Source organism: Pseudomonas sp. NFACC43 (assembly GCF_900119645.1).
Lineage (GTDB): Bacteria > Pseudomonadota > Gammaproteobacteria > Pseudomonadales > Pseudomonadaceae > Aquipseudomonas.
This window is the reverse complement of record NZ_FPKK01000013.1, coordinates 21,774-36,109: the sequence shown is the minus strand read 5'-3', so window position 1 is coordinate 36,109 and position 14,336 is coordinate 21,774. Positions and strand designations below refer to the sequence as shown.

The 14,336-nt window shown below is 60.2% G+C and carries 12 protein-coding genes, 1 tRNA gene and 1 pseudogene; 8 read left to right on the top strand and 6 right to left on the bottom strand.

All coding sequences use genetic code 11. The annotated features are described in order from the left end of the window. Positions 1–144 precede the first annotated feature (144 nt). The 8 genes from BT179_RS20520 to ychF all read left to right on the top strand — a co-directional run bounded on the left by BT179_RS20520 (position 145) and on the right by ychF (position 7,060). The gene (locus tag BT179_RS20520; RefSeq protein ID WP_072396818.1) at positions 145–1,869 is read left to right on the top strand and encodes a tetratricopeptide repeat protein; all 1,725 of its coding nucleotides are present in this window, start codon (positions 145–147) and stop codon (positions 1,867–1,869) included. Between the two features lie 4 nt (positions 1,870–1,873). Further along, positions 1,874–2,491 (top strand): lipoprotein insertase outer membrane protein LolB, encoded by a 618-nt coding sequence (lolB, locus tag BT179_RS20515; protein WP_072396816.1) that lies wholly within the window; start codon positions 1,874–1,876, stop codon positions 2,489–2,491. A gap of 1 nt (position 2,492) precedes the next feature. Beyond that, on the top strand, positions 2,493–3,344 hold the full coding sequence (gene ispE / locus BT179_RS20510) for a 4-(cytidine 5'-diphospho)-2-C-methyl-D-erythritol kinase (RefSeq protein ID WP_072431552.1): 852 nt from the start codon (positions 2,493–2,495) through the stop codon (positions 3,342–3,344). A 37-nt stretch (positions 3,345–3,381) separates the two neighbouring features. Further along, a tRNA-Gln gene (locus BT179_RS20505) sits at positions 3,382–3,456 on the top strand. Positions 3,457–3,503: 47 nt separating this feature from the next. Further along, positions 3,504–4,445 (top strand): ribose-phosphate pyrophosphokinase, encoded by a 942-nt coding sequence (locus BT179_RS20500; protein ID WP_003171603.1) that lies wholly within the window; start codon positions 3,504–3,506, stop codon positions 4,443–4,445. A gap of 138 nt (positions 4,446–4,583) precedes the next feature. Further along, positions 4,584–5,186 carry a 50S ribosomal protein L25/general stress protein Ctc gene (locus BT179_RS20495; protein WP_072396804.1) on the top strand — a complete coding sequence of 201 codons (603 nt, stop codon included), beginning with the start codon at positions 4,584–4,586 and terminating at the stop codon, positions 5,184–5,186. Positions 5,187–5,352: 166 nt separating this feature from the next. After that, positions 5,353–5,937 carry an aminoacyl-tRNA hydrolase gene (gene pth, locus BT179_RS20490; protein ID WP_072396792.1) on the top strand — a complete coding sequence of 195 codons (585 nt, stop codon included), beginning with the start codon at positions 5,353–5,355 and terminating at the stop codon, positions 5,935–5,937. Positions 5,938–5,959: 22 nt separating this feature from the next. Beyond that, positions 5,960–7,060: a redox-regulated ATPase YchF gene (ychF, locus tag BT179_RS20485; RefSeq protein WP_072431551.1), complete on the top strand. Its 1,101-nt coding sequence runs from the start codon at positions 5,960–5,962 to the stop codon at positions 7,058–7,060. A gap of 95 nt (positions 7,061–7,155) precedes the next feature. Here ychF and BT179_RS20480 read toward each other — a convergent pair whose 3' ends face one another. The 6 genes and pseudogenes from BT179_RS20480 to BT179_RS20460 all read right to left on the bottom strand — a co-directional run bounded on the left by BT179_RS20480 (position 7,156) and on the right by BT179_RS20460 (position 14,108). Next, positions 7,156–7,743 carry a hypothetical protein gene (locus BT179_RS20480; RefSeq protein ID WP_072396789.1) on the bottom strand — a complete coding sequence of 196 codons (588 nt, stop codon included), beginning with the start codon at positions 7,741–7,743 and terminating at the stop codon, positions 7,156–7,158. 4 nt (positions 7,744–7,747) lie between these two features. Further along, positions 7,748–8,191 carry a DUF3592 domain-containing protein gene (locus BT179_RS20475; RefSeq protein WP_123397795.1) on the bottom strand — a complete coding sequence of 148 codons (444 nt, stop codon included), beginning with the start codon at positions 8,189–8,191 and terminating at the stop codon, positions 7,748–7,750. A gap of 82 nt (positions 8,192–8,273) precedes the next feature. After that, on the bottom strand, positions 8,274–9,827 hold the full coding sequence (locus BT179_RS20470) for a TerC family protein (RefSeq protein ID WP_072431549.1): 1,554 nt from the start codon (positions 9,825–9,827) through the stop codon (positions 8,274–8,276). 313 nt (positions 9,828–10,140) lie between these two features. Beyond that, a complete protein-coding gene (locus tag BT179_RS27300; protein ID WP_371264417.1) occupies positions 10,141–10,929 on the bottom strand; it encodes a methyl-accepting chemotaxis protein in 789 nt (262 codons plus the stop codon). Positions 10,930–11,040: 111 nt separating this feature from the next. Next, positions 11,041–12,063, bottom strand: a pseudogene (locus tag BT179_RS27295) (HAMP domain-containing protein); the annotation flags it as partial. A gap of 827 nt (positions 12,064–12,890) precedes the next feature. Continuing rightward, positions 12,891–14,108 carry an MFS transporter gene (locus tag BT179_RS20460; protein ID WP_072431547.1) on the bottom strand — a complete coding sequence of 406 codons (1,218 nt, stop codon included), beginning with the start codon at positions 14,106–14,108 and terminating at the stop codon, positions 12,891–12,893. Between the last annotated feature and the right edge of the window lie 228 nt (positions 14,109–14,336).

Sequence of the window (14,336 nt, the reverse complement as noted above, 5' to 3'; positions counted from 1 at the left end):
GAAGCCGGCAATTGTCCTACTTCGCCAGATTCAGAACAACCCACCCGATCTCTATCGCTGCGGGTAAATCGACGGGGCGGTTATGTTTTGGTCGAAGGCTTGTGTCATGATGATCCGACCGCAGGTTAGTCGTCCTCTTCCTATATGAATAGATCTTCCGCGTTGCTCCTCGCTCTTGCCCTGCTCAGTGGCTGCCAGTCCATGGACCCCGTTTCGACGGACGGCACGCCGCCGGTCGAAGACAGTACGCAGGCACCTGAAAAGCCCAAGGTCTACGGCTCGTTCAGCGAAGAAACCATCTTCAGCCTGTTGAGCGCCGAACTGGCCGGCCAGCGCAATCGTTTCGACATTGCCCTGGACAATTACGTGACCCAGGCCATCAATACCCAGGACCCCGGCATTTCCGAGCGGGCGTTTCGCATCGCCGAATACCTGGGAGCCGACCAGGCCGCGCTGGACACCGCCATGATCTGGGCGAAAAACGCCCCGGACGACCTCGAGGCGCAACGCGCCGCCGCCGTGCAACTGGCCCGCGCCGGACGCTACGACGACTCCATGCTGTATATGGAGAAGGTGCTGCTGGGCAAGGGCGACACCCACTTCGACTTCCTGGCGCTATCGGCGGCCGATACCGACCAGGAAACCCGCAGCGGCCTGATGAAGAGTTTCGACCGTTTGCTGCAACGCCACCCGAACAACGGCCAGCTGATTTTCGGCAAGGCACTGCTGCTGCAGCAGGATGGCGACTCCCAAGGCGCCCTCACCCTGCTGGAAGACAACCCGCCGGAAGCCGGCGAGGTGGCGCCGATCCTGCTGCGGGCACGCCTGCTGCAAGGCTTGAATCGCGGTGACGAGGCCCTGCCGCTGCTGGAAAAAAGCATCAGGAAATACCCGGACGACAAACGCCTGCGTCTGACCTACGCGCGCATGCTGGTGGAAAACAACCGCATGGACGACGCCAAGGTGGAGTTTTCCAGCCTGGTCCAGCAATACCCTGAAGACGACGAACTGCGTTACTCCCTGGCACTGGTTTGCCTGGAAGCCAAGGCCTGGGAAGAGGCCAAGGGTTACCTGGAAGACCTGATCGCCCGGGAGAGCCACGTCGATTCGGCGCACCTGAACCTGGGCCGCATCGCCGAAGAACGCAACGACCCCGAGACCGCGCTGATCGAATACGCCCAGGTCGGCCCAGGCAACGACTATCTGCCGGCACAGTTGCGCCAGGCCGATATCCTGATGAGCAACGGCAAGACCGCCGAAGCCCAGAGCCGCCTGTCCGTCCAGCGCGACGCCCAGCCCGACTACGGGATCCAGTTGTACCTGATCGAAGCCGAGACGCTGTCGGCCAACAATCAGGGCGACAAGGCCTGGAACGTGCTGCAGCAAGCGCTCAAGCAGTACCCGGACGACCTGAACCTGCTCTACACCCGCGCCATGCAGGCGGAAAAACGCAATGACCTGGCCCAGATGGAAAAAGACCTGCGCCTGATCATCCAGCGCGATCCCGACAATGCCATGGCCCTCAATGCCCTCGGCTACACCCTGTCGGACCGTACCACGCGCTATGACGAGGCCAAGGTACTGATCGAGAAGGCCCACCAGATCAACCCGGAAGACCCGGCGGTCCTCGACAGCCTGGGCTGGGTGAATTATCGCCTGGGCAACCTCGACGAAGCCGAACGTCTGTTGCGCCAGGCCCTGGAGCGCTTTCCCGACCAGGAAGTCGCGGCTCACCTGGGCGAAGTCCTGTGGGCCAACGGCAAGCAACGCGAAGCGCGGCAGGTCTGGAGCAAGTTCCTCAAGGAACAGCCTGACAGCCCCATTCTGCGCGGCACCATCAAACGCCTGACCGGATCAGAGACTCTTTAAGACCATGTTTTTGCGCCACTTCATCGTTTTCAGCTTCATCGCCCTGCTCGCCGGTTGCGCGGGCTTTGGCGCCCGTGAATCCGTCCAGGGCCATGGCAACCCGGCCCAATGGCGTGAGCACAAGGAACAACTGAGCGGCCTCGACGGCTGGCAGATCGACGGCAAGATCGGCATTCGCGCCCCGAAGGATTCGGGCAGCGGCACGCTGTTCTGGCTGCAACGCCAGGACTACTACGACATCCGCCTGTCCGGTCCGCTGGGGCGCGGCGCAGCGCGATTGACTGGCCGTCCAGGCCAGGTTTCGCTGGAAGTCGCCAACCAGGGGCGCTACGACGCCCCGACGCCCGAAGCGCTGCTGGAAGAGCAGCTGGGCTGGAAATTGCCGGTCTCCCACCTGACCTGGTGGGTTCGCGGACTGCCCGCACCGGACAGCAAGAGCCGCCTGACCCTCGACGCCGACAGCCGCCTGTCCAACCTGGAGCAGGACGACTGGCAGATCGAATACCTCAGCTATGCCCAGCAGAACGGCTACTGGCTGCCCGAGCGAATCAAGCTGCACGGCAGCAACCTGGACGTCACGCTGGTGATCAAGCAATGGCAGCCGCGCAAGCTGGGGCAATGACATGACCGCCGCACGCCTGACGCTGCCCTCGCCGGCCAAGCTGAACCTGATGCTGCACATCCTCGGCCGTCGCCCGGACGGTTATCACGAGCTGCAGACGATTTTCCAGTTTCTCGACTACGGCGACGAAATCACCTTCGCCGTGCGCGAGGACGGCGAGATCCGCCTGCATACCGAATTCGAGGGTGTTCCCCACGACAGCAACCTGATCGTCAAGGCCGCGAACAGACTCCGGGAGCAATCCGCAAGTCCGCTGGGCGTCGACATCTGGATCGAAAAAATCCTGCCCATGGGCGGTGGTATCGGTGGCGGCAGCTCGAATGCGGCGACGACGCTGCTGGGACTCAACCACCTCTGGCAGCTGGATTGGGACATGGATCGCCTGGCGGCGCTGGGCCTGACCCTGGGGGCTGACGTCCCGGTTTTCGTGCGTGGCCATGCGGCTTTCGCCGAGGGCGTGGGGGAAAAACTCACGCCGGTAGAGCCCGAGGAACCCTGGTACCTGGTACTGGTGCCGCAAGTATCTGTAAGTACAGCAGAAATTTTTTCAGATCCACTGTTGACACGTAACTCTCCTCCCATTAAAGTGCGCCCCGTTCCCAAGGGAAACAGTCGAAATGACTGCTTACCGGTGGTAGCGAGGCGTTATCCAGATGTGCGTAACGCTTTGAATTTGTTAGGTAAATTTACCGAAGCAAAACTCACCGGAACTGGAAGTTGTGTGTTTGGGGGCTTCCCAAGCAAAGCTGAAGCTGATAAAGTCTCGGCCCTTCTTACAGAGACCCTTACAGGGTTTGTAGCAAAAGGAAGCAACGTTTCGATGTTGCATCGCAAGCTGCAGGACCTGCTCTAAAAGGAATCGAGTGCACGGCACTCGCAGCAACAGATACAGGGGCGTCGCCAAGCGGTAAGGCAGCAGGTTTTGATCCTGCCATGCGTTGGTTCGAATCCAGCCGCCCCTGCCATTTTCCTATACTCATCCAGGTATACCCTCAGCCTTCAGGTACTGCGCGTGTCCAAGATGATGGTCTTTACGGGGAACGCTAACCCCGATCTGGCTCGGCGTGTAGTACGTCAGCTGCATATCCCTCTCGGTGACATCTCTGTCGGAAAGTTCTCCGACGGTGAAATCACTGCCGAGATCAATGAAAACGTTCGCGGTAAAGACGTCTTCATTATTCAGCCGACTTGCGCTCCGACCAACGATAACCTGATGGAACTCGTCGTGATGGCTGATGCCTTCCGTCGTTCCTCGGCGACTCGTATCACTGCTGTTATCCCTTACTTTGGTTATGCTCGCCAGGATCGCCGTCCGCGTTCCGCGCGCGTGGCGATCAGCGCGAAAGTCGTAGCTGACATGCTGACCGTAGTCGGCATCGACCGTGTCCTCACGGTTGATCTGCACGCTGACCAGATCCAAGGCTTCTTCGATATTCCCGTGGATAACATCTACGGCTCCCCGGTTCTGGTGGATGACATCGAAGACCAGCGTTTCGAGAACCTGATGATCGTGTCCCCGGACATTGGCGGCGTCGTGCGTGCACGTGCCGTTGCCAAATCCCTGGGCGTGGATCTGGGCATCATCGACAAGCGTCGTGAGAAAGCCAATCACTCCGAAGTGATGCATATCATCGGCGACGTCGAAGGACGCACCTGCATCCTGGTCGATGACATGGTCGATACCGCCGGCACCCTGTGCCATGCGGCCAAGGCTCTGAAAGAGCATGGCGCGGCCAAGGTCTTCGCCTACTGCACCCACCCGGTGCTGTCGGGTCGGGCGATCGAGAACATTGAAAATTCCGTGCTGGACGAGCTGGTGGTGACCAACACCATCCCGCTGTCCGCCGCCGCACAAGCCTGTGCACGTATCCGTCAACTGGATATCGCACCGGTTGTTGCCGAAGCGGTTCGCCGCATCAGCAATGAAGAATCGATCAGCGCGATGTTCCGTTAAGGGCCCTGCCCTTCGATGACATCCCGCTGACGAAAAGCGCCCCGCCCCAACACTCATGTTGGGGCGGGGCTTTTTTGCCCATGCTGCTTTGACGTCGGTCGCAGGCGTCAGCCGCAATGGCTATTTTGGAGATACAAAATGACTGATTTCATCCTGAACGCCCAAGCGCGTACCGACCTGGGGAAAGGTGCGAGCCGCCGCCTGCGTCGTCTCGCCAACCAGGTTCCTGCCGTTGTATACGGCGGTGACAAGGCTCCTGAGTCCATCACCATGCTGGCCAAGGAAGTCGCCAAGCTGTTCGAAGACGAGGCTGCTTTCAGCCACGTGATCGAACTGAACGTCGACGGCAAGAAGCAAGACGTGATCGTCAAGGCAATGCAGCGTCACCCGGCCAAGCAGTTCATCATGCACGCTGACTTCGTTCGCGTCGTCGCTGGCCAGAAGCTGACCGCCACCGTTCCAGTGCACTTCATCAACGAAGCGGCGCCAGTCAAGAAAGGCGGCGAGATCTCGCACGTGACTTCCGAACTGGAAGTTTCCTGCCTGCCGAAGGACCTGCCTGAATTCATCGAAGTCGACCTGGCTGACGCCGAAATCGGCACGATCATTCACCTGTCCGACCTGAAGGCGCCTAAAGGCGTTGAATTCGTGGCCCTGGCACACGGCGATGACAAGGCTGTTGCCAACGTCCACGCTCCACGTGTTGCTCCAGAAGCTACCGAAGAAGGCGCTGCAGAGTAATTTCACTCTGTCGCCGGAGTGACCGGAAACATCGCGGACTGGAACGTAGCGAGGCAGCGGGCGGGAACGCGAAGTTTACTCAAGGGTAGATCCGCAATTTTCGTCCACTGTCGCCAAAGCACCTGACCGCGACCTTGTTATCCACACTCCAGGAAGGGCCCCTATCGTGACTGCCATCAAACTGATCGTTGGCCTGGGAAATCCAGGCACCGAATACGAACAGACCCGGCATAACGCAGGGGCCCTTTTTGTTGAGCGCATCGCGCACGCACAAGGCGTCAGCCTGACGGCCGATCGCAAGTATTTCGGCCTGACCGGGCGTTTTTCGCATCAGGGTCAGGACGTTCGTCTGTTGATTCCCACCACCTACATGAACCGTAGCGGCCAGGCCGTGGCGGCATTGGCCGGTTTCTTCCGCATCAAGCCTGAAGAAATCCTGGTGGCCCACGACGAACTCGATCTGCCTCCGGGCGTCGCCAAGCTCAAGCAGGGCGGCGGCCATGGCGGTCACAACGGGTTGCGCGACATCATCGCGCAGTTGGGTAATCAGAATACCTTTCACCGCCTGCGGCTCGGCATAGGCCACCCGGGCGTCGCCAGTATGGTTTCAAATTTTGTCCTGGGTCGCGCACCTCGCGCCGAACAGGAAAAACTCGATGCCAGCATCGACTTTGCCCTCGGCGTGCTGCCGGATATCCTCGCCGGTGAATGGAACCGCGCGATGAAAAACCTGCACAGCCAGAAGGCCTGACTCTAACTCTCGGGGAAACACCATGGGATTCAATTGCGGCATCGTCGGCCTGCCTAACGTCGGCAAGTCCACCCTGTTCAACGCCCTGACCAAATCCGGTATCGCGGCCGAGAACTTCCCCTTCTGCACCATCGAGCCGAACAGCGGTATCGTACCGATGCCGGATGCGCGCCTGGATGCACTGGCGGCTATCGTCAATCCCAAGCGTATCCTGCCGACCACCATGGAGTTCGTCGATATCGCGGGTCTCGTGGCCGGCGCCTCGAAGGGTGAAGGCCTGGGTAACAAATTCCTCGCCAACATCCGCGAAACCGACGCCATCGCCCACGTGGTGCGCTGCTTCGAAGACGAGAACGTGATCCACGTTTCCAACAGCGTCGACCCGAAACGCGACATCGAGATCATCGGCCTGGAACTGATCTTCGCAGACCTCGACAGCTGCGAAAAACAACTGCAGAAAGTCGCCCGCAATGCCAAGGGCGGCGACAAGGACGCAGTTGCCCAGAAAGGCCTGCTGGAGCAATTGATCGCTCACTTCACCGAAGGCAAGCCCGCACGCAGCCTGATGAAGAACATGAGCGCCGAAGAGAAGCTTGTGATCAAGGGCTTCCATCTGCTGACCACCAAGCCGGTCATGTACATTGCCAACGTGGCTGAAGACGGCTTCGAGAACAACCCGCACCTGGACGTGGTCAAGGCCATCGCCGAAGAAGAAGGCGCCATGGTGGTTCCGGTCTGCAACAAGATCGAAGCGGAAATCGCCGAGCTGGACGACGGCGAGGAGAAGGACATGTTCCTGGAGGCCCTGGGCCTTGAAGAACCTGGCCTGAACCGCGTGATCCGTGCCGGTTATGAAATGCTGAACCTGCAGACCTACTTCACCGCCGGAGTGGAGGAAGTCCGCGCCTGGACCGTCCGCGTCGGCGCCACTGCCCCGCAAGCGGCCGGGGTGATCCACACCGACTTCGAAAAAGGCTTCATCCGCGCCGAAGTCATCGCCTACGCCGACTTCATCCAGTACAAGGGCGAAGCCGGGGCCAAGGAAGCGGGTAAATGGCGTCTGGAAGGCAAGGATTACATCGTCAAGGATGGCGACGTGATGCACTTCCGCTTCAACGTCTAAGCCTCATCTGGCATCGAAAAAGCCGCGTTGATTCGCGGCTTTTTCGTGTGTGGGCTACTTCCAGGATCGTTTGATCATCCGGCGCTGGAAAACCCCTAGAACAGATAGCCCATGTAGATCGCGGCACCGCCACCGGCCTGCACGCCGGCGTTCAAGCCAGCCATGACCAGCGCCCCTTTGGCAGACCGCGCCAGTTGCCGGTTGACCGTGGTGGACGCAATGAGCGAAGTCGCCGGGTTGGAGCTCAGGGCCACCGACAATGCCAGCAACTTGGGGTCAAGCCCGAACAGCAACGCTGTGGCCGAACCGCCCGCCACCAGCCCCACGCCCACTTCGGTGTACATGCAGGGTCCGGTGATGTCGTCACTGGTCAGATCGCGGTCGACCAAGGCATCGCTGACAAACACCTTGCCCGTGCTGGGGAAGGCCTCCGCCGCACCCACGCCAGCCACGCTCTTGCCCTTGATCTGGATATTGATCTTGCCGAAACGTGGCAGCCTCGCGCCAAAGCCGACGCCGACTCCAACGCCGCCGTAGCGGTAGCTGACGTCCTCGCCCTGGGGCGAACGCAGGATGATCGAGCCGCCACTGCCCGCCACCATGACCACGGTCAGGCCGCCGCCACTGGCGGTCTGGTACTGCCAGCGACTTTCGTTGACCGGGAGTGGAATGTTGTAGCTCATACGTTCAAAGTCCTTTAGGTGAATGAGCCGCACCGCGGCCACGGTGTCGAGTGACTTTCACCAGACCGACAAGGGTGAATACCAGACCGATCAGCCCCAATACACCGGGGGTTCCCCACAGTGCGAACGGGTCATCGACGATGGAGCTGCCTGTCGGCTGCTCGGGCAGGTAATGCACCCGTACCGGCTGATCCTGTCGATAGCCGAAGATGAAGCCGCCTTGGGGGTAGGAAATTTTTTCACCATTGGCGGTGGTGAAGGCGATCTCGGGGTGCGAGCCACCGGCATTCAAGCGACTGACAACGCCATCGGCGCTCTGTGCATGGGCGAGGAACTCGCGTCGCTCCAGTGTGAGATTGACGGCAACGCTCAGCAAGCCGATACCAATCAGGGCAAAAAGCAGGCCCAGCAACAGGTTGCCGATCCGCGACGGGGTGTCGTTAGCCATGGTTATCTCAGTACTCGTCCATGAAAGAGAGGGGCAGGATAGCAAGAAGCCTGCCCCTGCCGCACCTGAAGCCTCGCTCCTTTTATGCCTCCTCTTTCCGCAGCAGCACCCTCGTCACTCGACGTTCCTGGACCTCCACCACCGTCATGCTCCATTCCTGCCAATTGAGCCGGTCGCCGATGACAGGCAGACGGTCCAGCAAGCTCATGACCATCCCGGCCAAGGTCTGGTAGTCGTCCGTGGCTTTCGCCTGCAAGCCCGTGTGCTCGCCAACCTGGCTGAGATTCAACGCGCCACTGACCAGAAAGCCGTCTTCCCGGGCCACGATATTCGGCCCTTCGATTTCACTGGCATCGGGCAACTCACCGGCGATGGACTCAAGGATATCGGTCATGGTGAGCAGCCCCACGAAGTCACCGAATTCGTTCACCACAAACGCGATGTGGGTCGACTCTTTGCGCATCTGCTCCAACGCGTTGAGAATCGTGAAGGTATCCAGCAGGTTGATCGCCTTGCGGGCCATGGTTTGCAGATTCGGCTGGTTGCCGGCCAGCAGTTCCTTGAACAGCTCTTTCTTGTGGACAAAACCCAATGGCTCATCCACCCGCCCTTCCCGGATCAAGGGCAACCGGGAGTACGACGAATGCATCAGCCGTGTACGAATGTTCTCGGGCGAGTCGGCCACATCGATGTGATCAACCTCGGCACGGGGAGTCATCACCGTACGGATGGGGCGCTCTGCCAATTGCAACACCCCGCTGATCATGACGCGTTCGCGTCGGTCGAACACCTGGTCGGTGTCATTGCCCGCCAGCATGTCGGCGATCTCCTCACCCACTTCGTCGGCATCCGGCTTGCGTCCCCCCAATAACCGCAGGACGGCATGGGCGGTACGCTCGCGCATGGGGCGCTGTCCGTGCAGGCTCTTCCTGCGACGCAGGCGAGCCACCTGGTTGAACAGCTCGATCAGGATCGAGAAGCCAATCGCGGCATACAGGTAGCCTTTCGGAATATGGAAACCCAGACCTTCCGCGGTGAGGCTGAAGCCGATCATCATCAGGAAGCCAAGACAAAGCATGATGACGGTGGGATGGCCGTTGACGAAGCGCGTCAGGGGCTTGCTCGCGATGATCATCAGGCCGATGGAGAAAATCACCGCGATCATCATGACCGACAAGTGCTCTACCATGCCCACCGCCGTGATCACGGCGTCCAGCGAAAAGACCGCATCGAGTACCACGATCTGCGCGACGATCGGCCAGAACATCGCATAGGCACCCTGACCCGAGCGTTGCACCACATGGCCTTCGAGGCGTTCATGCAACTCCATGGTGGCCTTGAACAACAGGAACACACCCCCGAACAGCATGATCAGGTCCCGTCCCGAAAACGTCTTGCCGAAGACTTCGAACAACGGCGCGGTCAGGGTCACCATCCAGGAAATGCTGGCCAACAGGCCAAGGCGCATCAACAGCGCCAGGGACAGACCGATGATCCGCGCACGATCGCGCTGCGCGGGTGGCAGCTTGTCCGCCAGGATGGCAATGAATACGAGGTTATCGATGCCGAGCACCAGCTCCAGCACGATCAGGGTCAGCAGGCCAAGCCATGCCGTGGGGTCGACGATCCATTCCATGGATTACAGCTCCTTTCGCAGCATCGAGGGCAATGGCGCAGGCGCATGCCTATCGACGTGAAGCGAACCCTTGGGGGGCGTGCATTGAAACAGACGACAGGGAGGTTCCAGCGGGGCGTTCATAGAGACCTGAAAAGAAATAGGGAAAAAAATCCTACAACGTTTCCGAACGCCTCATGCCTGATGAATTATTACCGGATCTGACAACACCCAGCCCATGGAGACATGCGATGCCCCCGCCGCCCCACGGCTCGGCCCCGGAGAATCCCCGGCATCGCTGGGGATTTTTTCATCCGGCGCAGACCTGTAGCGCTCAGCCTCTCTTGACTTTGAAGCGTCCCAGCACCCGCTGCATCAACGAGGCCCGCTCCGAAAGGTCCTTGGCAGCCACTGCGCATTCTTGCGAGTTCGACTGGTTTTTCTGCGTCACTTCATCGATCTGCTCCAGCCCGATACTGGCCTGCTGCAAGCCCGACGCCTGCTCGCTGGACGCCTGGTAGATCAGCGAGACCAGATTGGAAACCGCGCTGGTGCCATTGACGATGTTCTTCAAGGACTCAGCAGTCCGGCCCGCGATGATCATGCCCCGCTGGGTCTTGCTCGAGGAGTCGGCGATCAACGCCGCCGTCTGCTGCGCGGCCTCGGCGCTGCGGGCAGCCAGGCTGCGCACTTCATCGGCCACCACGGCGAAACCGCGTCCCAGCTCACCCGCCCGGGCCGCTTCGATGGCTGCGTTGAGGGCCAGCAGGTTGGTTTGCGCGGCAATGTTATCGATGGTGGTGATGATCGCCGTGATGTCCTTGCCCGAGTTGTCGATCTCGGTCATGGCGGCAATCAGCTCGCTCATCAGCTTGTCACTCTCACCCGCATCGGCCCTCGAAGCCTGTGACTGCTCATCGGCTTTCCTGGCGTTGTCGGCGTTGTCCCTGGTCTGCGCGGCCATCTGCGTCATCACGGCACTGATTTCAGTGATGGACGATGCGGAGTTGGACGCCCCTTCGGATAACGACTGGCTCAGGTCGGTGACCTGGGCCGAGCTGCCGGTAATCTGGGTGGCGCTGGCCTGGACTTCGCAGATCAGCTGGTTGAGGTTACTGACCATTTTCTCCAGGGACTTGCCAAGGGTGTCGTTGGGCGAGGACAAGCGCACCTCCAGGTCCAGATCGCCCTCGGAAATGCGCTCGGCCACCCGGACCTGCCGCTGCAGGCTTTCGGACATGTCGTTGAGCGCGGCCGACAGCTGGCCCACTTCATCCTCGGATTTCTGCACCAGGCGCCGGGAAAAATCCCCCAGGCTGATATTGGCGGCCAAGGCTGCGGCCTCGCGAATCGGCCCGACGATTTTCGCGGCGGCAAACCACAAGGCAGCCAAGGCCAGCAGCGAGATGAGCATCCCCGCCGACACCTGCCAGATGCTGTTGTTGATGCTGCGCGCCTGCAGCTCTTGTTCGAGGGCGATGGCCTGGCTCATGACCACGGCCTTGGGCAGGCGAATCAGCACCGCCCATGGCTTGCCCGTGCGACCCAGGCTGATGGGCATCAGCACTTCGATGTCCTGCGTCTGCGGGTTGAGCAAGCCATCGCCCTGCCCGCCCTGGATGTCGCGAAGCACTTTTTCCCACGACCCAGGCAACAGGGCCTTGATGGGCTGGCCAATCAGATCGGTACGCCGACTGTCGGCCACTACCCGTCCCTGGTTACTCAAGATAGTGACGGTACCTTTACCGTCGTAGAGTTCAGCGGACATCTGCTCGCTGAGCTTCTGGATAAAGGCGATATCGAAGTCCGCTCCGACCACCCCATAGAACTTGCCGTTGGCCACGATGGGGACCGACAGAGTCGTCAGCCAGACGTTCTTGCCCTGGACCACATAGGGAATGGGGTCCAGCACACTCTCCTTCAGGGTATCGCGCGGCCCGCTGTACCAGCCGCCCTTGGGCACACCGTTGGGGTGACGGTCCGCAGAGTCGTATTCGACCAGGGGCTGCACCGCGATATGGCCGTCGGCACTGCGTGTCCAATACGGGGTGAAGCGGCCGGTCAGCGGATTGTTGCCGTCCTCGGCATTGCGGAACGCAGCATCCTGCCCGTCCAGCGCATTGGGCTCCCAGCAGGAATAGGTACCGTTGAAGTCCGGGTTATCCTTGAGCACGCCGAGCAGGACGCTGTTGATCTGTTCCCGTCCCAGGGCCAGGGGGCTTTGCGCCACCTTGCTGGCGGCAAAGGTATTGGCCATCGTACGGGCCGCATCCAGCGCATTCTGCAGCCTGGCCTGGATGGCATTGGCACGGGACTCGGCCAGGTTCTGGATTTCCCGGATGGTCGACTTTTCAATCAGCGCGCTGACTTCGGTCGCGACATATTGCTCATTGGCCCGAGCACTGAAGAGCCCGTACACAACCAGGCTGATCGATGAGACAAACAGGCATACGCCCGCCGTGACACAAATGCGTGCCTGCAATGACTTGAACTTCATATCAACCCCTGCCTGATTCTATTTATTGCCGACGTCAACGACGACGGCATTCCAACGTGTGCACGACGTGGCGGATAACAAACGATCGTTGCTGCTTACGCCGTTTCTCAGGCGAACGCCTTCAGGGGCACGGCGATACAGCTGACTCAGCATGAAACGTGGCAGGTGGGGGCAAGGTTCATCGCTCTATTCACCGGGCGGCGGTAGAGGCGTTCGAATCAAAGACCGGAGGCGTTATTTCGACGACACGAGGGTGATAGGCGGAAAGAATGTAGAAGCCCACTTCTGCTGTAACCCAGGGTCACCTTGAATAAAGCCGCAGAATCCATTCAAACCAACAACCACGGCAGCAAATTAGCACGGGCAATATTTCTACAACATCAACTTAGGACTTATACAAATCAGTACTTTGGTAGTAACGGCACTGACTCGTCGGCTACTGATTGGACGTTCGCCACGGTTATTCCAAAGGATGGGCAACTACGCCGACGGGGCCGGCCGCTCTTTTTCACCCTCGTCGAATACAGCGTTGAACACAGCCCGTGGCAAGGGACCTGGGGTCCCCTGCTACATCGGTACCGCCCGCCTCAGGCTTTCTTGGTCCTTGGCAGAAAGATCGCCAACACACCCAGCAGAGGCAGGAACGAACACAGCCAGTACACATGCTCGATGCCATGGATGTCCGCCAGATGCCCCAGCAACGCGGCACCGATCCCGCCGAAGCCGAACATGAGCCCGAAGAACACTCCGGCGATCATTCCGACGTTACCCGGCACCAGTTCCTGGGCGTACACCACGATGGCCGAGAACGCCGACGCCAGGATGAAACCGATGACCACGCTGAGAATGCTGGTCCACAGCAGGTCGACATGGGGCAGGATCAAGGTGAACGGCGCCACGCCCAGGATCGAGAACCAGATGACCGCCTTGCGCCCGATCCGGTCGCCGATAGGACCGCCGAAGAACGTGCCCGCCGCCACTGCGCCGAGGAACAGGAACAGGTACAACTGCGAGGAGGCCACCGACAGGTCGAACTTCTCGATCAGATAGAAAGTGAAATAGCTGGTGAAACTGGCCATGTAGAAATACTTGGAGAACACCAACAGCCCCAACACCACCAGCGCACTGAGTACCCGTCCCCTGGACAAACCATGGGTGGCCGCCTGGCCCTGCTTGAGCTTGAACAGGTTCAGGTGATTGGCGTACCAGCGGCTGATGCGGTACAGCACAAACAGGGCGAACAGCGCGAACAGACCGAACCAGGCCACATTTCCCTGCCCGTATGGAACGATGATCGCCGCCGCCAGCAAGGGACCGAACGCGGAACCGGCGTTACCGCCGACCTGGAACGTCGACTGCGCCAGGCCGTAACGCCCGCCCGAGGCCAGTCGGGCAACCCGTGAGGCTTCCGGGTGAAAAGTCGACGAACCGATGCCGATCAGCGCGGCGGCCAGCAGGATCATGGCGAAGCTGCCCACCATGGCCATCATCACGATGCCGATCAGGGTGCACACCGTACCGGCCGGCAGCAGCCAGGGCTTGGGGTGCCGGTCGGTGTGATAGCCGACCCAGGGCTGAAGCAGCGAAGCGGTGAGCTGGAAGGTCAAGGTGATCAGGCCCACCTGCGTAAAGCTCAGGCCGTAGCTGTCCTTGAGCATCGGATAGATCGAGGGCAGGACGGCCTGGATCAGGTCATTGATCAGATGCGCCAGTGCCACGGCGCCAATGATGCGCATGACCAGGGGGCTGCTGTCGGTGGCGGTCGGAATGGGGGCAATGCCGGCCTGGGGATTGCTGATAGCCATGGGAGGTTTCCATACATCGGATGGGTGCACACGGGCAGGTTCATCAATGTGCCATTTTTCGGTGCAACAAGGCTATCCCATTAGCTAGCTATCGACTGTGAAAAATTGTCCTCGAGCAAGGTGATAGCTCAAAGCCATGGTCTGAATCTTGCCTTGCTTATCGCCTACGACGCGGCCTCTTACAAAGGGGACCGAGAATGGGAAGTTTCGCTACAGAGCCTGCCTACA

Excerpts from the sequence above, each read along its gene's own strand:
- ychF (WP_072431551.1), top strand. The coding sequence starts at position 5,960 with ATGGGATTCAATTGCGGCATCGTCGGCCTGCCTAACGTCGGCAAGTCC.
- BT179_RS20520 (WP_072396818.1), top strand. The coding sequence starts at position 145 with ATGAATAGATCTTCCGCGTTGCTCCTCGCTCTTGCCCTGCTCAGTGGC.
- BT179_RS20480 (WP_072396789.1), bottom strand. The coding sequence starts at position 7,743 with ATGAGCTACAACATTCCACTCCCGGTCAACGAAAGTCGCTGGCAGTAC.
- BT179_RS20460 (WP_072431547.1), bottom strand. The coding sequence starts at position 14,108 with ATGGCTATCAGCAATCCCCAGGCCGGCATTGCCCCCATTCCGACCGCC.
- BT179_RS20475 (WP_123397795.1), bottom strand. The coding sequence starts at position 8,191 with ATGGCTAACGACACCCCGTCGCGGATCGGCAACCTGTTGCTGGGCCTG.
- BT179_RS20495 (WP_072396804.1), top strand. The coding sequence starts at position 4,584 with ATGACTGATTTCATCCTGAACGCCCAAGCGCGTACCGACCTGGGGAAA.
- ispE (WP_072431552.1), top strand. The coding sequence starts at position 2,493 with ATGACCGCCGCACGCCTGACGCTGCCCTCGCCGGCCAAGCTGAACCTG.
- BT179_RS20470 (WP_072431549.1), bottom strand. The coding sequence starts at position 9,827 with ATGGAATGGATCGTCGACCCCACGGCATGGCTTGGCCTGCTGACCCTG.
- lolB (WP_072396816.1), top strand. The coding sequence starts at position 1,874 with ATGTTTTTGCGCCACTTCATCGTTTTCAGCTTCATCGCCCTGCTCGCC.
- BT179_RS27300 (WP_371264417.1), bottom strand. The coding sequence starts at position 10,929 with ATGGTCAGTAACCTCAACCAGCTGATCTGCGAAGTCCAGGCCAGCGCC.